Annotated in this window: 12 protein-coding genes; 11 read left to right on the forward strand and 1 reads right to left on the reverse strand. The window is 71.6% G+C overall.

Annotation, left to right across the window (positions count from 1 at the left end):
- Window positions 1-3: 3 nt before the first annotated feature.
- Genes tkt through pgl form a run of 6 tightly spaced genes read left to right on the forward strand, consistent with a single transcriptional unit; the run spans window position 4 to window position 8,096 of the window.
- Window positions 4-2,100, forward strand: a complete 2,097-nt coding sequence (gene tkt, locus MR1_RS07380; protein ID WP_067244552.1) for a transketolase — start codon at window positions 4-6, stop codon at window positions 2,098-2,100.
- Complete coding sequence (tal, locus tag MR1_RS07385) at window positions 2,097-3,209, forward strand: transaldolase (RefSeq protein ID WP_067244554.1); 1,113 nt, start codon at window positions 2,097-2,099, stop codon at window positions 3,207-3,209. The genes tkt and tal overlap by 4 nt, the downstream gene beginning before the upstream one ends.
- Entirely contained in the window at window positions 3,206-4,822 is a 1,617-nt protein-coding gene (locus MR1_RS07390; RefSeq protein WP_067244557.1) for a glucose-6-phosphate isomerase, read from the forward strand. Before tal ends, MR1_RS07390 begins: the two co-directional genes overlap by 4 nt.
- A 13-nt stretch (window positions 4,823-4,835) precedes the next feature.
- Window positions 4,836-6,383 (forward strand): glucose-6-phosphate dehydrogenase, encoded by a 1,548-nt coding sequence (gene zwf, locus MR1_RS07395; RefSeq protein ID WP_067244559.1) that lies wholly within the window; start codon window positions 4,836-4,838, stop codon window positions 6,381-6,383.
- Window positions 6,380-7,315, forward strand: a complete 936-nt coding sequence (locus tag MR1_RS07400) for a glucose-6-phosphate dehydrogenase assembly protein OpcA (protein ID WP_067244561.1) — start codon at window positions 6,380-6,382, stop codon at window positions 7,313-7,315. The genes zwf and MR1_RS07400 overlap by 4 nt, the downstream gene beginning before the upstream one ends.
- Window positions 7,316-7,319: 4 nt before the next feature.
- Window positions 7,320-8,096 carry a 6-phosphogluconolactonase gene (gene pgl, locus MR1_RS07405; RefSeq protein WP_067244563.1) on the forward strand — a complete coding sequence of 259 codons (777 nt, stop codon included), beginning with the start codon at window positions 7,320-7,322 and terminating at the stop codon, window positions 8,094-8,096.
- Here pgl and MR1_RS07410 read toward each other — a convergent pair.
- Window positions 8,090-9,268: a DMT family transporter gene (locus MR1_RS07410; RefSeq protein WP_169797664.1), complete on the reverse strand. Its 1,179-nt coding sequence runs from the start codon at window positions 9,266-9,268 to the stop codon at window positions 8,090-8,092. The two genes, pgl and MR1_RS07410, sit on opposite strands and share 7 nt — an antisense overlap.
- A 64-nt stretch (window positions 9,269-9,332) precedes the next feature.
- On the opposite strand from MR1_RS07410, the gene def reads away from it, so the two are divergent.
- From def to MR1_RS07435, 5 genes are all read left to right on the forward strand, one after another.
- Entirely contained in the window at window positions 9,333-9,899 is a 567-nt protein-coding gene (gene def / locus MR1_RS07415; RefSeq protein WP_084344432.1) for a peptide deformylase, read from the forward strand.
- 95 nt (window positions 9,900-9,994) lie between these two features.
- A complete protein-coding gene (locus MR1_RS07420) occupies window positions 9,995-10,504 on the forward strand; it encodes a septum formation family protein (protein WP_067244568.1) in 510 nt (169 codons plus the stop codon).
- A gap of 234 nt (window positions 10,505-10,738) precedes the next feature.
- Complete coding sequence (locus tag MR1_RS07425) at window positions 10,739-14,431, forward strand: efflux RND transporter permease subunit (protein WP_067244571.1); 3,693 nt, start codon at window positions 10,739-10,741, stop codon at window positions 14,429-14,431.
- Complete coding sequence (locus MR1_RS07430; protein ID WP_067244573.1) at window positions 14,428-15,687, forward strand: sensor histidine kinase; 1,260 nt, start codon at window positions 14,428-14,430, stop codon at window positions 15,685-15,687. The genes MR1_RS07425 and MR1_RS07430 overlap by 4 nt, the downstream gene beginning before the upstream one ends.
- On the forward strand, window positions 15,684-16,385 hold the full coding sequence (locus MR1_RS07435; protein WP_067244576.1) for a response regulator: 702 nt from the start codon (window positions 15,684-15,686) through the stop codon (window positions 16,383-16,385). The genes MR1_RS07430 and MR1_RS07435 overlap by 4 nt, the downstream gene beginning before the upstream one ends.
- The last annotated feature ends 14 nt before the right edge of the window (window positions 16,386-16,399 follow it).

Here is a 16,399-nt window from a genome sequence, read left to right on the forward strand (position 1 = left end):
GGCGTGTCGGAACTGCAGTGGGATGAGATCGATCGGCGCGCGGTGGACACCGCCCGCGTGCTGGCAGCGGACGCCGTGGAGAAGGTCGGCAACGGCCACCCCGGAACGGCGATGAGTCTCGCCCCCGCCGCGTACCTGCTGTATCAGCGGGTGATGCGCCACGATCCCGCCGACACCGGCTGGATCGGCCGGGACCGGTTCATCCTCTCCGCGGGGCACTCCTCCCTGACGCAGTACGTGCAGCTCTACCTGGGCGGCTTCGGGCTCGAGCTCGACGACCTCAAGGCACTGCGCACGTGGGGGTCGAAGACGCCCGGCCACCCGGAGTACGGACACACCGCCGGTGTCGAGATCACGACCGGACCGCTCGGTCAGGGGCTGGCCTCCGCGGTCGGGTTCGCCTACGCCGCCCGTTACGAGCGCGGCCTGTTCGACCCGGAGACCCCGGCCGGGCAGAGCCCCTTCGACCACCGCGTCTACGTCATCGCCGGCGATGGCGACCTCCAGGAGGGCGTGACGAGCGAGGCGTCGTCCCTCGCCGGCCACCAGCAGCTCGGCAACCTGATCGCCATCTACGACTCCAACCAGATCTCGATCGAGGACGACACGAACGTCGCCTTCACCGAGGACGTCGCCGCGCGCTACGCCGCCTACGGCTGGCACGTGCAGGTCGTGGACTGGAAGAAGTCCGGCGAGTACGTCGAGGACGTCGCCGAGCTGCACGCCGCGATCACGGCGGCCCAGGGCGAGACCGACCGCCCGTCGCTCATCATCCTCAAGACGATCATCGGCTGGCCCTCCCCCGGCAAGCAGAACACGGGCAAGATCCACGGCTCCGCCCTCGGCGCCGACGAGCTCGCCGCTACGAAGAAGGTGCTCGGCTTCGACCCGGAGAAGACGTTCGTCGTCGCCGACGACGTCCTCGCCCGCACGCGCGGCCTCGCCGAGCGGGCGGCCGAGGAGCGGGCGCAGTGGCAGCGCTCCTTCGACGCATGGGCGGCGGCCAACCCCGAGCGCAAGGCGCTCCTCGACCGGCTCGAGGCCCACGCCCTGCCGGACGACGTGTCCTCCGCGCTCCCGGTCTTCGAGGCGGGCAAGGACGTGTCCACGCGCGCCGCGTCCGGCCAGGTGATCAACGCCCTGGCCGCACGCCTGCCGGAGCTCTGGGGCGGTTCGGCGGATCTCGCCGAGTCGAACCTGACGACCATCAAGGACGCCCCGTCCTTCATCCCGGAGCAGTGGTCGACCCACGAGTGGTCGGGGAACCCGTACGGCCGTGTGATGCACTTCGGGATCCGCGAGCACGCCATGGGCGCGATCGTGAACGGCATCGTCCTGCACGGCCCCACCCGGCCCTTCGGCGGCACGTTCCTCATCTTCAGCGACTACATGCGCCCGGCGGTGCGTCTGGCCGCGCTGATGAACGTGCCGAGCATCTTCGTCTGGACGCACGACTCCGTCGCGCTCGGCGAGGACGGCCCGACCCACCAGCCGATCGAGCAGCTCGCGACGCTCCGCGCGATCCCGAACTTCACGGTGGTGCGTCCGGCGGACGCCAACGAGACGGCAGCCGCCTGGCTGGAGATCCTCCGCCGACACGAGGGGCCGGCCGGCATCGCCCTGACGCGCCAGAACATCCCCGTGTTCGAGCGCGGCGACGGTGAGGCGAGCGGCGACGTCCTCGCCTCCGCCGATCACGTGGCCAAGGGCGCCTACGTCCTCGCCGAGGCGCCGAGCGGCACCCCCGACGTGCTGCTCATCGCCACGGGCTCCGAGGTCCAGCTGGCCCTCAGCGCCCGCGAGACGCTGGCCGCCGAGGGCGTGAACGCCCGCGTGGTGTCGGCGCCGTCGCTGGAGTGGTTCGCCGAGCAGGACGAGGCGTACCGCGAGTCGGTCCTCCCCGCCGCCGTCACGGCCCGCGTCTCCGTCGAGGCCGGCTCTCCGCTCAGCTGGCGGGGCATCGTGGGCGACCGCGGTCGCTCGGTCGGCATCGATCACTTCGGCGCCTCGGCGGACTACAAGACCCTGTTCCAGAAGTTCGGCATCACCGCCGACGCCGTCGTCGAGGCGGCCCGCGAGACCCTCAAGGAGAACGCATGAGCACCCCCACCTCCGAGCTCGCCGCCGCCGGCGTCAGCATCTGGCTGGACGACCTGTCCCGGACCCGCATCACCTCCGGGAACCTCGCGGAGCTGATCGCGTCCCGCAACGTGGTCGGCGTCACGACCAACCCGACGATCTTCGCCGGCGCCATCACCAACCCTGACGACACCTCGTATGACGCGCAGGTCGCCGAGCTGGCCGGCCGCGGCGCCACCGCCGAGGAGGCCATCTTCGAGGCGACGACCCAGGACGTCCGGGACGCGCTGGACGTCTTCCGCCCCGTGTGGGAGTCCACCGGCCGCGTCGACGGACGCGTCTCCATCGAGGTCTCCCCCGACCTGGCCCACGACACCGAGGGCACGATCGCCCAAGCCGAGCAGCTGTGGGCCAAGGTGGACCGTCCGAACCTCCTGGTGAAGATCCCCGCCACCAAGGCCGGGCTCCCGGCGATCACCGCCGCGACGGCGGCGGGCATCAGCGTCAACGTGACCCTGATCTTCAGCCTCGAGCGCTACGCCGAGGTCATCGATGCCTACCTGACCGGCCTGGAGCAGGCCAAGGCCGCAGGCATCGACCTGTCGACGATCCACTCCGTCGCGTCGTTCTTCGTCTCCCGTGTGGACACCGAGACCGACAAGCGCCTGGACGCGATCGGGACCGAGGCGGCGACGGCCCTGCGCGGCAAGGCGGGCCTGGCCAACGCACGTCTTGCCTACGAGCTCTACGAGAAGACGTTCGCCGGCGACCGTGCCACCGCGCTGCTCGAGGCGGGGGCCAACGCCCAGCGCCCTCTGTGGGCCTCCACGGGCGTCAAGGACCCGTCGCTGCCCGACACGCTGTACGTGACCGGTCTCGTCGCCGAGGGCGTGGTCAACACCATGCCGGAGAAGACGCTGGAGGCGACGTTCGACCACGGCGAGGTCGTGGGCGACACGATCACCGGCGAGTACGAGGCCTCCCGCGAGGTCTTCGCCGCCCTGGCGGAGGCGGGCATCGACTTCGCCGACGTCACGCAGGTGCTCGAGGACGAGGGTGTCGCGAAGTTCATCGACTCCTGGCACGGTCTGCTCGCCCAGGTCGAGCAGGGCCTGGAGGCTCAGCGATGAGCTTCGAGATCCACACGACCGGCGCCCCGGCCGAGGCGATCGAGACGGTCGTCCCCGGCCTCGTCGGCGACCTGATCGCGTCGCGGATCACGAGCGGGGACGCGACGATCTGGGGCGCGGCCGCCGAGGAGGAGGCGAGCAAGCGGCTCGGCTGGGTGGACGCGGTGAGCGTGTCCCGCCCGCTCGTCGCCGAGATCGTCGCCCTGCGCGACGAGCTGCGCGCCCAGGGCGTCGACCGCGTCGTCCTCGCCGGGATGGGCGGCTCCTCGCTCGCGCCCGAGGTGATCTCCCAGACCGCCGGCGTCGAGCTCACGATTCTCGACTCGACGTCCCCGGGGCAGGTCCTCGCCGCGCTGGACGCGGGGCTGGACCGCACCGTCCTGGTGGTCTCGTCCAAGTCCGGCTCGACCGTCGAGACCGACTCGCAGCGGCGCACCTTCGAGGCCGCGTTCCGCGACATCGGCATCGACCCGCGCGGCCGCATCGTGGTCGTCACCGATCCGGGCTCGCCGCTCGACGAGTCGGCGCGCGCCGCCGGCTACCGGGTGTTCAACGCCGATCCGAACGTGGGCGGGCGCTACTCGGCGCTCACCGCCTTCGGCCTCGTGCCCTCCGGCCTCGCCGGCGCGGACATCGCCGAGCTGCTGGACGAGGCCGAGGCCACGCTCCTCCAGGTCGCCGTGGACTCCGCCGAGAACCCCGGACTCCGCCTCGGCGCGGCGATCGCCCGCACCGTCGGCGCCGGCGGCGCCCGGCGCGACAAGATCGGCCTGATCACCGACGGCACCCACATCGTCGGGCTGCCGGACTGGATCGAGCAGCTCGTCGCCGAGTCCACCGGCAAGGAGGGGACCGGCGTCCTGCCGGTCGTGCTCCTCCCCGTCTCCCCGGAGGTCGAGGAACGCCCCGACGACCTCCAGATCGTCCGGATCGTCGACGAGGCGGACGAGTTCCACCTGCGCGAGCGTCATCCCGGCGAGATCCTCGTCTCGGGCACGCTCGGCGCCCAGTTCGTCGTGTGGGAGTACGCGACGGCGGTCGCCGGCTTCCTGCTCGGGATCAACCCGTTCGACCAGCCCGACGTGGAGTCCGCGAAGATCGCTGCCCGCGGCCTGCTGGACGCCCGCCCCGAGCCGGCCGCGCCGGCGTTCACGGTCGACGGCGTCGAGGTCCGCGTGACGGATCCCGCCCTCGCCGCGTCCGGGACGATCGCCGGCGTGCTCGACGCGCTGTGGGCGCAGCTCCCGGCGGACGGCTACGTCTCGATCCAGGCCTACGTGAACCGCCTCGAGATGCCGCAGCTGCAGGGGCTGCGCGAGATGGTCGCCGCCGACTCCGGCCGGCCCACCACCTTCGGCTGGGGCCCGCGGTTCCTGCACTCCACCGGTCAGTATCACAAGGGCGGTCCCGCGCAGGGCGTGTTCCTGCAGATCCTCGAGCGCACCGACGTGGACCTGGAGATCCCCGAGCGGCCGTTCACCTTCGGCCAGCTCATCGAGGCCCAGGCCGCCGGCGACGCCGCGGTCCTGGCCGACCACGGCCGCCCGGTGGTGACCCTCACCCTGACCGAGGCGCAGGACGACGTGCTCGACCTGTTCGAAGCAGCCCAGTAGGAGAAGCCTCCCGATGACCGTCCCCATCTCCGCCGGGAACAACCCGCTGCGTGATCCCGACGACCGGCGGTTGAGCCGCATCGCGGGCCCGAGCGCGCTCGTGATCTTCGGCGTCACCGGCGACCTGTCCCGCAAGAAGCTGATGCCGGCGGTTTACGACCTCGCGAACCGGGGGCTCCTGCCCCCCGGTTTCGCGCTGGTCGGGTTCGCCCGGCGCGACTGGGAGGACCAGGACTTCGCCCAGGTCGTGTACGAGGCCGTCAAGGAGCACGCGCGCACGCCGTTCCGTGACGAGACCTGGCAGCAGCTCCTGCAGGGCATCCGTTTCGTGCAGGGCGAGTTCGGCGACCAGGACGCGTTCCGGCGCCTGCGCGAGACCGTCGAGAAGCTCGACGTCGAGCGCGGAACGATGGGCAACCACGCCTATTACCTGTCCATCCCGCCGAAGGACTTCCCCCTCGTGGCCAAGCAGCTGCGGGACTCCGGCCTGGTGGACGAGAGGCGCGGGACCCAGGGATGGCGCCGCGTGGTCATCGAGAAGCCGTTCGGGCACGACCTCGCCTCCGCGCGCGCTCTCAACGACGCGCTGGAAGGGACGTTCCCGGCCGACTCCATCTTCCGGATCGACCACTATCTGGGCAAGGAGACGGTCCAGAACATCCTGGCTCTGCGCTTCGCCAACGAGCTGTACGAGCCGATCTGGAACCGCAACTACGTCGATCACGTCCAGATCACCATGGCCGAGGACATCGGCGTGGGCGGCCGCGCGGGCTACTACGACGGGATCGGCGCCGCCCGCGACGTCATCCAGAACCACCTGCTGCAGCTGCTCGCGCTGACCGCCATGGAGGAGCCGATCAGCCTGGGCGCCGATCACCTGCGCGCGGAGAAGGAGAAGGTGCTCGCCGCGGTGAGCCTTCCCGACGACCTCGCCGAGGCCACCGCCCGCGGCCAGTACGCCGGCGGATGGCAGGGCGGCGAGAAGGTCGCCGGCTTCCTCGCCGAGGAAGGGATGAACCCCGACTCCACGACGGAGACGTATGCGGCCGTCAAGCTGGAGATCAACACCCGCCGGTGGGCCGGCGTCCCGTTCTACCTGCGCACCGGCAAGCGGCTCGGGCGCCGAGTGACGGAGATCGCCGTCGTCTTCAAGCGCGCGCCGGAGCACCTGTTCGGCCGCTCCCAGACCTCCGAGCTGGGGCAGAACGCGCTGGTGATCCGGGTGCAGCCCGACGAGGGCGTCACGATCCGGTTCGGCTCCAAGGTTCCCGGCGCGGGTTCCAACGTCCGCGACGTCACGATGGACTTCGGCTACGGCCACGCCTTCACCGAGGCCAGCCCCGAGGCGTACGAGCGTCTCATCCTCGACGTGCTGCTCGGCGACCCGCCGCTGTTCCCGCGGCACGAGGAGGTCGAGCTGTCCTGGAAGATCCTCGACCCGGTCGAGGAGTACTGGGCCGCGCAGAGCGGCCCGCTCGAGCAGTACGCCCCCGGGTCCTGGGGCCCCGCCTCGGCGGACGCCCTGCTGGCCCGCGACGGACGAGTCTGGAGACGACCGTGATCATCGACCTTCCCGACACCACCGTCAGTCAGGTCGCGAAGCAGCTCGTCAAGGTGAGGGAGGAGGGCGGCGCCGTCGCCCTCGGCCGCGTGCTCACCCTGGTGATCTCCGCGCGCAACGGCGTGGCAGAGGCCGCGATCGACGCCGCCAACGACGCCTCCCGCGAGCACCCCATGCGCGTGATCGTGCTGACCACGAGCGACGGCGACGCGCACCTCGACGCGCAGATCCGCGTCGGCGGCGACGCCGGCGCCAGCGAGGTGGTCGTCCTCCACGCCTACGGCGACGCCGCGAGCAACCAGGAGAGCCTGGTCACGGGCCTCCTGCTCCCGGACGCGCCCGTCGTGGCCTGGTGGCCCGAGGAGGCGCCCACCGACCCGGCTGCCTCGCCCCTGGGACGCATCGCCCAGCGCCGCATCACGGATGCGGCGACGACACCCGACGTGCGCGATCGCCTCGCGCTGCTGGGCCGCACACACGCCCCCGGCGACACGGACCTGGCCTGGACCCGGCTCACCCACTGGCGCGAGCAGCTGGCCGCCGTGCTCGATCAGCCGCCTTTCCAGGAGGTCACGGCGGTCGAGGTCCGGGGCGCGGCGGCGTCTCCCTCGACCGCGCTGCTGGCCGGCTGGCTCCAGCTCGCGCTCGACGTCCCCGTCCGCTGGTCCTACGAGGATCCCGAGCACTGGCAGGAGGGGATCAAGTCCGTCCGTCTGACGCGCGCGGGCGGCGACATCCTCCTGGAGCGCCCCATTCCCGGGACGGCGGTCCTCACGCAGCCCGGGCAGCCCGACCACGAACTGCACCTGCCCCGGCGGACGCTTCGTGAGTGCCTCGCCGAGGAGCTGCGCCGGCTCGACCCCGACCTGCTCTACGGCCGGGTCATCACGGAGGGCTGGGAGCGTCTCGCTCCGCCGGAGTCGGGGGCCTGACCGCATGGCCGACTCCACCGCGCGCCGCGTCGTGATCGCGGACGACCCCGCCGAGCTCGCTCGCCTCGTCGCCGAACGCTTCCTCGTCCGCATCCGTGCCCGCACCAAGGACGGACGCCTCGCGCACGTCGCCCTCACCGGCGGATCCATGGGCGCCGCCGTCCTGCGCGAGGTCGCGGAGCGTCCCGACGCCGGCGAGATCGACTGGTCACTCGTCCACTTCTGGTGGGGGGACGAACGGTACGTCCCCGCGGACGACCCGGAGCGCAATGCCGGACAGGCGCGGGCCGCGCTGCTGGATCGCATCGAGGTCCCCGCCGCCAACATCCACGAGATCGCGGCGAGCGACTCCGGGCTCGGCCTCGACGAGGCCGCCGAGGCCTACGCCGCCGAGCTCGGCCGCTTCGGCACCGACGAACAGCGCTGGCCCTCGTTCGCCGTCTGCTTCCTCGGCGTCGGTCCGGACGGGCACATCGCCTCGCTCTTCCCGGATCGGGAGGAGATCAACGAGACCGACCGCGCCGCCCTCGCCGTGCGGGACTCCCCCAAGCCGCCGCCCGAGCGCGTCACCCTGACCCGCCCGGTGATCAACGCCTCGAAGCGGATCTGGCTCGTCGCGACCGGGGCGGAGAAGGCGTCTGCGCTGGGACTCGCCCTCGCCGGCGCCAACTACGCGAACGTGCCCGCGGCCGGAGCCAAGGGGCGCAAGCGCACGGTCTTCTTCATCGACGAGGCGGCGGCCAGCGAGGTCTCCCCCGACCTCATCGACCCGAGCTACTGACCTCCGCGGGTGCCCGACCCGCGTCCGGGATCGTCGGAGTACCCGCTCTGCTCGGTCCGACGGAGCGGTGCGACGTTGTTCGGCCAGGCACCGGCGTCGGTGTGCCCCCCGGGCGGGCGCCCCTCCCCGTCGCCCTCCGGGGCGGAGGTCTCGATCGGCGACTCGGGCGACAGCGGCGCCCGCGACGACGACGTCGTCCCCGTGGCTCCTCCGGCGGAGCCGCCTCCGCGCTCGATGGGCAGTTCCTGGCTCTCGCTGAGGACCTGCGGATGGTATCGGGCGAGGCTCACGACGCCCCAGGTGGCGACCGCGCCGAAGATGCCGAAGGCGATCAGCGCCCACAGCGGCGCGGCGGAGGCCTCGCCGAGCACCAGCAGACCGATGAGGACAGCGATCATCGGGTCGATGACGGTGAGCCCGGCGATCACAAGATCCGGCGGGCCGGAGCTGTACGCGGTCTGCACGAAGTAGGCGCCCACGGCGCCGGCCGCGAGGAGCGCGATCACGCACACCACCGTGAGCCAGTCGAAGTCCTGGTCCTTGATCCGCGTGATGACGACCTTGGCGAGGGTCGCGACGAAGCCGTACAGGATGCCGGCGCCCGTGATGTAGAACAATGCCCGCATCCGTCGGCGCAGGACCAGGAAGCACGCGCCGAGCAGGATGATGACCAGCAGCAGGATCGTCAGGATCACGAAGAGCTGGGTCTGGGTGATCTGGTGCTCGGTGGCGAACAGCGCGGCCACCATCACGAAGAGGAAGATCCCGCCGACACAGGCGGCGATCGCGATCAGGGACTTCTTCGTGGGCGAATGCCCGGACACCCGCGCGTTCAGCAGCGTGGTCATGACCAGGGCGATGGCGCCCAGCGGCTGGACGACGATCAGCGGGGCGACGGAGAGCGCCGCGAGCTGGCAGACGATCGCGAACCCGAGCATCAGGGTGCCGATGATCCACGACGGGCGCGTGAGCAGACCCTTGATCTGGGTCATCGAGAGTCCGGTCGCGCCGTCGGCGCCGCTGAGGCGCTCCACCTTCTCGACACCGCGGTGCTGGTACTGCGCGCCCAACGACATGAACACGGCCCCGGCCAGCGCGAGCGGGATGCCCATCAGCAGGCCCGGGTTCTGGAAGGCGCCGACGAGCTGCTCCCCGACGTCTTCCGTCATCATCCGTGTCGCGTCCCAGTGCACGCGTCGAGCCTACCGGCCTCGGGGCGCGCACTAGGGTTGTGGCGTGGCCGTTCTTCCCATTCGCATCATGGGCGATCCCGTCCTGCACTCCCCCGCCGCCCCCGTCGGCGAGATCACCGACGAGATCCGCACCCTCGTCGCGGACATGTTCGAGACCATGGACCTCGCCCCCGGGGTGGGGCTCGCGGCCCCGCAGGTGGGCGTGCCGCTGCGCCTGTTCACCTACTCCTACGTCGATGACGACGACAACCCCTGGCGCGGCGTCATCATCAACCCCGTGCTCTGGATGGCACCGCTGGAGCCCGGCTCCCCGGACCCGGACGAGGAGTCCGAGGGGTGCCTCTCCTTCCCGGGAGAGCGATTCCCGCTGCGGCGATCGGATCGCGTGCGAGTCACGGGCACCGACCTCGACGGGCGAGACGTCGTGATCGAGGTCGACGGCTGGCGCGCCCGGATCATGCAGCACGAGTTCGACCATCTCGACGGGGTGCTCTACATCGACCGTCTCTCCGATTCGGAATGGAAGACCGTCCAGAAGATCGCCCGCAAGCGGGGCTGGGGGCGTCCCGGAGCGAGCTGGGTTCCCGGCGTCGACGACCTCGAAGGCTGAATCTCCGTTCAACGAATTGAGTTCGCTCCCTCTCACCGGTACGGTTCTCCGGGGACATTCAGTCCTGTTTCACAGCTTTGGGAGGGGAAACTCACATGATGAAGACGCGCACGCGCCTGGCGATGGCCGGATCGGCGGCGATCCTGGCGGTCGCACTGAGCGGCTGCAGCGTGATCGACGGCATTCTCGGCGGGAAGGGCGACGCCCCGCGCGACGAGGAGAGCGGTCAGGTCACCGAGAGCTCCAACATCGACATCTTCAGCCTCAAGGTGGGCGACTGCAAGATGGCCAGCGGCACCGGCATGATCGAGGACACCGATGTGGTGCCGTGCGACCAGCCGCACGACGAAGAGGTCTTCTTCGAGTTCAAGGTCGATGACGGGGAGTACGACGACGCCGCCATCACCGCCGCGGCCGAGACGCAGTGCTACGGCCAGCCGTTCACCGACTTCGTCGGCCTCGACTACAACTCGTCGTCGCTGGACGCGGCCTACATCTCCCCGTCCAAGGACACCTGGGAGCAGCTCAACGACCGTGTCGTGCAGTGCATCATCGCCGACCCGGCAGGGCAGACCACCGGTTCCCTGAAGGGCAGCGCCCGGTAAGAACCTGCGGTCGTCGCACCGCACACGAAGGGGACCCGCCGTGGCGGGTCCCCTTCGTCGTCCCCGCCGCCTGGTCCTCAGGGCGTGCCGGCGCGGCCACCGTGGTACCAAAGGACCATTCCGGCGGGCGGCGGATCCGCCGCTCAGCCGATGTGCCGGGTCGCCTCCTCTCCCTAACGTGGCAGAGTCCACCCCCGCGTCCGCGTCGTCGGTGCGCCCTGCCCTGGAGGTTCCGTGACCCTGCTGACCAGACTCAGCCTCGCCAACCGCGCCGTCGTCGCCCTCTTCAGCATCCTCGTCGTGGGGATCGGCCTGTGGGCCACGGCCTCGACCACGCAGGAACTGTTGCCGTCGATGTCGCAGCCGGCGGCCGTCGTCGCGGTCATGAAGCCGGGCGCGTCCGCGGAGACGCTGGACCGCGAGGTCGTGGCGCCGCTGTCGGACGCGCTGTCGGCGGTCGGCGACGTCGAGGAGGTCCGCGCGAGCGCCTCGAGCGGATCCGGACAGGTGACGGTGACGTGGAAGTTCGGCGCCGACGACGAGAAGATCCTCGCGGACGTGCGCACCACGACCTCCTCCGTGATCGCCTCCGGTCCTGACGGCGTCCAGTCCGAGGTCTACGCGGGCAGCTCTTCCGACATCCCGGTGCTCAGCCTGGCCCTCACCAGCGCCGAGGATCTCGACGCCTTCGCCGAGCGCGTCGAGGCGTCCCTGGTCCCCGCGATCGAGCATGTGCCCGGGGTGCGGAAGGTCCAGGTGACCGGACAGGTGCAGGAGCGGGTGCTCGTGACGCTGAACCCCGGCGAGCTCTCGGCGCGATCGATCGACCCGTCCGCGGTCTCCGCACTGCTGCGCACCGCCGGTGTCGTCGTCCCCGCCGGAACGAGTGACGACGGGACGACGGCCATGGCGATCGAGGTCGGTCAGGAGGGGACGACGCTGGAGGAGCTCGCCGCTCTGCCGCTGCCGACCATGGACGGTCCTGTCCCCCTCTCGGCCGTGGCGACCGTGGAGCTCGCTCCCGTGCCGCAGACCACGCTGTCGCGCGCCGACGGACGCGCGGCGCTCGGGCTGACGATCACCAAGACCCCGGATGCCAACGCCGTCCAGGTGTCGCACGCCGTCGCGGCGACGATCGACGAGGCGCTGCCCGGGCTGGGCGGCGACGCGAAGGTCACGACGCTGTTCGACCAGTCCACCATGATCGAGAAGTCCACTCACGACCTCGCTGTCGAGGGCGGTCTCGGCCTGCTCTTCGCCGTTCTCATCATCCTGGTGTTCCTGCTGTCGCCGAAGGCGACCGTCATCACCGCGGTGTCGATCCCGCTGTCGCTGCTGATCGCGGTCATCGGGCTGCGCATGGGCGGGTTCTCGTTCAACATCTTCACGCTCGCGGCGCTGACGGTCGCGGTCGGGCGCGTCGTCGACGACTCCATCGTCGTGATCGAGAACATCGCCCGCCGGCGAGGGCCGGGAGGGCTCAGCACCGACGACGTCCGCACGGCCGTCGGGCAGGTGGCGGGCGCCGTCACCGCCTCCACGCTCACGACCGTCGCCGTGTTCCTCCCCGTCGCGCTCGTCGGCGGCGTCGCCGGGGAGCTGTTCCGGCCGTTCGCCCTCACCGTGACGATCGCGCTGCTCGCGTCCCTGATCGTCTCGCTGACGATCGTCCCGGTGCTCGCCTACTGGTTCCTGCGGCGCCCCTCGCGGCGCACGGAGCCCGCCTCGGTCCTGGAGGGCACGGAGGGCGACGCCGTTCGGACGACGGAGAACACGGACGTCCCCGATGACGCCGGCGCGAGCGCGACGGCGCCTCTCGGCGAGACCGACTCCTCCGAGCGGGTCACCCGGATGCAGCGCGCCTACCTCCCCGCGCTCCGGTTCTCGCTGCGCCGACCGGTCACGGTCCTGATGGTCTCGATCCTCGTGTTCGCGGGCACCGTCGTCGCGGCGGGCTTCCTGAAGACCGACATGCTCGGCAGCTTCGCCGACGCGCGCGCCGTCCAGGTGGAGCAGAAGATGCCGCTGGACACGACACTCGCCGTCGCCGACGAGGCCGCGGGCGCGCTGGAGAAGGCGATCGACTCCGTGGACGGGGTGGCCTCCTACCGCACCACCGCCGGCGAGCAGGGGGCATCGGTCCTGCTCGACGTCGTGATCGCACCGGCCGCGGATCCGGATCGCACGCTCACGCGCATCCGCGAGGCCGTCCGCGGTCTCCCGGCGGCCGACGACATCACCGTGTCCACGCAGGCGACGCAGACCACCTCCTCCACCATCGACGTCATCGTGAAGAGCGCGGACGAGGCGGCGCTCACGACGGCGGCCGAGCGCATCAGCGCGGCCCTGGACGGGGCCTCGGGCGTCGGCGAGGTGCGCGACGACCTCGCGGCCGAGCTTCCGATCCTCGCCGTCTCCGTGGACCGCACCGCCGCCGCGGCGCAGGGCTTCACGGTCCCCGAGATCGGCAGCGCCATCGCCGCGGCCGTCGAGGGCGAGCGTCTCGGCGAGGTCGGGATCGACGGGAAGAACAGGGACCTCGTGCTTCGCGCCCAGTCCTCGGCGACCGATCCCGACGCGATCCGCGCGCTCACCCTGCCGGTCTCGGCCCTGCAGGCGCAGCGGACCCAGAAGGACGCCGCCGATGCCCTCCAGCGCGAGCAGGAGGAGATGTCCGCGAACGCGCGCGCCGACGCCGAGGCGAAGACCCAGGAACAGCTGGACGACCTGTATGACGCGCGCGCGCAGGGCGAACAGGACCTCGCGGCGCTGCGCGATCAGCTCGCCGCCCTCCTCGCCTCTCCCCCGCCGTTCGATCCCCACCCCGCTGCGCAGGGAACGATCACGGCGATCGAGTACCAGAAGGCCGTGCAGCAGCTGTCGCAGGGCGTCGCTGCCGCGGAGGGCAGCCTGACCGGGCTGGACGAGCAGATCCGCGCGGTCCGCGAGGGGATCGACGAGGGCGCCGCACAGCAGGCCGAGGCGGATCGGCTCGCGCAAGCGCAGCGCGACCTGGAGCACGTGCGTGCGACCCCGATCCGCGTCGGCGACGTCGCGAGTGTCGAGGTGGTCACCGCCCCCGCGACGATCACGCGGATCGACGGCGCGCGTGCCGTGACCGTCTCCGTCACCCCCTCGGGCGAGGATCTCGGTGCGGCGGCGCTCGCGGTCCAGACCGCGCTGGACGACGTAGAGCTGCCGGCCGGGGTGACCCTCGACGAGGGCGGCGCGGCCGCCGAGCAGGCCCAGTCCTTCGGCGAGCTCGGCGTCGCGATGCTCGCGGCGATCGCGCTGGTGTACATCGTCCTGGTGGCGACGTTCCGCTCCCTGATGCAGCCGCTCCTGCTGCTCGTCTCGGTCCCGTTCGCCGCGACGGGCGCCATCGGCGGGCTCCTGCTCACCGGGACGCCGCTGGGCATCCCGGCCATGATCGGCATGCTCATGCTCATCGGCATCGTGGTGACGAACGCGATCGTGCTGATCGATCTCATCAACCACTACCGCCGGGCCGGGTCCTCCCTCGACGATGCCGTCGTCCACGGCGCCCGCCTGCGCCTGCGCCCGATCATCATGACCGCGTGCGCGACGATCTTCGCGCTGCTTCCGATGGCCTTCGGGATCACGGGCGGGGGCGCGTTCATCTCGCAGTCCCTCGCGATCGTCGTCATCGGCGGCCTCGTCTCCTCGACCCTGCTGACGCTGCTGCTCGTGCCCGCCCTCGTGGTCCTGCACGAGCGCCGGGGAGAGCGGCGCCGGCAGCGTCGGGCGCGGCGTGCGGCTCGTGGCGCCGAGGCGGAGAGCCGGGAGGACATCCCCGAAGAGCTGGCGGAGGTCGGCTTCAGGACCACGCAGACGGACGCGGCGGCCGGGATCGAGGGGGCCTCGGACGACGGGACCGACCCCGCGCGTGGGAGACTGGCGACGTGACATCCGCCCCGCCGAGCCCGCTGGATCGCGCGGCCGGGCGCTGGCAGCGTCACCCCCGGGCGGTGGATGCCGTCACGGCGCTGAGCTGGGTGGTGCTGACGGTGCTCCCCGCGCTCGGAGCCGGCGTCGGCGAGGACCTGCAGCCGGGCGTCCTCGCCTATGTCCTGCTGGGCCTCGTCGTGGTCGTGTTCTCCACCGTGCTCGTGCTGTTCCGACGCCGGCGTCCGCTGCTGGTGTTCGCGGTGGCGTTCGTCTCCTCGGTGCTGCTGATGCCCTTCTGGAGCAATGCGGGCACGGTCGGCGCGGCCTACGCCGTGTTCGCGGTGGCGGTCTACGACTCGGTGCGGCGCGCCTGGGTCGCCGCCGCAGCCGCCTACGCGCTCACGGTCGCCCAGTCGGGGATCCACCTGCTGACCGGGATCGGTCTGCTGCCGGTGACCCGCGACGGGAACGTGATCGCGACCGTCGTCTCCTACCTCGTGTTCGACCTGCTCCTGCTCCTGGTCGCTCTCCTGTGGGGCCAGAACGCCGGCAATCGCCGGCGCTACGTCGAGGCGCTGCTGGAACGGGCACGGATCCTCGAGCACGAGCGCGACCAGGAGGCGCAGCTCGCGGCGCTCGCGGAGCGCTCGCGCATCGCTCGGGACGTGCACGACATCGTCTCGCACTCGCTCTCGGTCATCGTCCGGCTCGCCGACGGCGCCACGGCCGTGCTGGCTGCCGACCCCGACCGCGCCGGCATGGCCGTGACGCAGATCGGCGGCGTCGCGCGGTCCTCCCTGGACGAGATGCGGCGCGCCCTCGGGGTTCTGGAGCGTGCCGCGGACGACGCCGGATCCCGCACCAGCACCGGGATCGAGGATCTGCCGAGGCTGGTCGAGGTGTACCGCGGCATCGGTCTGCCCGTGGAGCTGTCGGTCGTCTCCGACGGCACGGCCGAGGTCTCTGCGGGCAAGCAGATGACGGTCTTCCGCGTCGTGCAGGAGTCGTTGACCAACGCCATGCGCCATGCCGTCGCGCCGGGTGTCGTGGGTGTCGAGGTGCGGGTGGACGGAGCCGAGGTGACCGCGACGGTGCACGACGACGGCCGCCCGGTCTCCGCGCCGCCGGACGAGGAGGCGCGCGTCGGCCGTGGCCTGGTGGGGATGCGCGAGAGGGCGCTCCTCTACGGCGGTTCGCTCGACGCGGGGCCGCTGGACCCGCGCAACGGGGCCGGATGGGTCGTGCGGCTCATCCTCCCGGGAGACGACCGATGAGCGACATCCGCGTCCTGCTCGTCGACGACCAGGCGCTCATCCGGACCGGACTGGCGATGGTTCTCGGCGCGACCACCGGGATCGAGATCGTCGGCGAGGCCTCGGACGGCATCGAGGCCGTCGCTCTGGCCGGGGTGCACCGGCCCGACGTCGTCCTCATGGACGTCCAGATGCCACGGATGGACGGCATCGAGGCCACCCGGCAGATCACGTCCGCCGAGCTCGGTCGGGTGCTGGTGCTCACGACCTTCGACCTCGACGCGTATGCGTTCGGCGCGATCGAGGCGGGGGCGAGCGGCTTCCTCCTGAAGGACTCGGACGCTCAGGACATCATCGCGGCGATCCAGGCGGTCGCCGACGGCGACGCCGTCCTCGCGCCCCGGGTGACCTCGGAGCTGCTGCGGCGCTTCGGCGCCCTCTCCCGCGCCGCCGACGACCCCGTCCGGCGCGCCCAGAAGGCGGCGCGAGACGCCGCATCGGACCGCCTCCGCGTGCTCACGGACCGCGAGCGGGACGTGTTCGACGCGCTGGTGGAGGGACTGTCGAACGGCGAGATCGCCGAGCGCCTCTGGCTCTCCGAGTCGACCGTGAAGACGCACGTCGGACGCGTCCTGCAGAAGCTGGGCATGCGCGACCGCGTGCAGGCGGTCGTCTACGCGTTCCGCAACGGCCTGACGGATCCGTCGCCCGACGTCTGACACTGCTCCGGCCT

Source organism: Microbacterium resistens NBRC 103078 (assembly GCF_001552355.1).
In the GTDB taxonomy this organism is placed as follows: domain Bacteria; phylum Actinomycetota; class Actinomycetes; order Actinomycetales; family Microbacteriaceae; genus Microbacterium; species Microbacterium resistens.

Excerpts from the sequence above, each read along its gene's own strand:
- MR1_RS07410 (WP_169797664.1), bottom strand. The coding sequence starts at position 9,268 with ATGATGACGGAAGACGTCGGGGAGCAGCTCGTCGGCGCCTTCCAGAAC.
- MR1_RS07420 (WP_067244568.1), top strand. The coding sequence starts at position 9,995 with ATGATGAAGACGCGCACGCGCCTGGCGATGGCCGGATCGGCGGCGATC.
- pgl (WP_067244563.1), top strand. The coding sequence starts at position 7,320 with ATGGCCGACTCCACCGCGCGCCGCGTCGTGATCGCGGACGACCCCGCC.
- MR1_RS07435 (WP_067244576.1), top strand. The coding sequence starts at position 15,684 with ATGAGCGACATCCGCGTCCTGCTCGTCGACGACCAGGCGCTCATCCGG.
- tal (WP_067244554.1), top strand. The coding sequence starts at position 2,097 with ATGAGCACCCCCACCTCCGAGCTCGCCGCCGCCGGCGTCAGCATCTGG.
- zwf (WP_067244559.1), top strand. The coding sequence starts at position 4,836 with ATGACCGTCCCCATCTCCGCCGGGAACAACCCGCTGCGTGATCCCGAC.
- MR1_RS07390 (WP_067244557.1), top strand. The coding sequence starts at position 3,206 with ATGAGCTTCGAGATCCACACGACCGGCGCCCCGGCCGAGGCGATCGAG.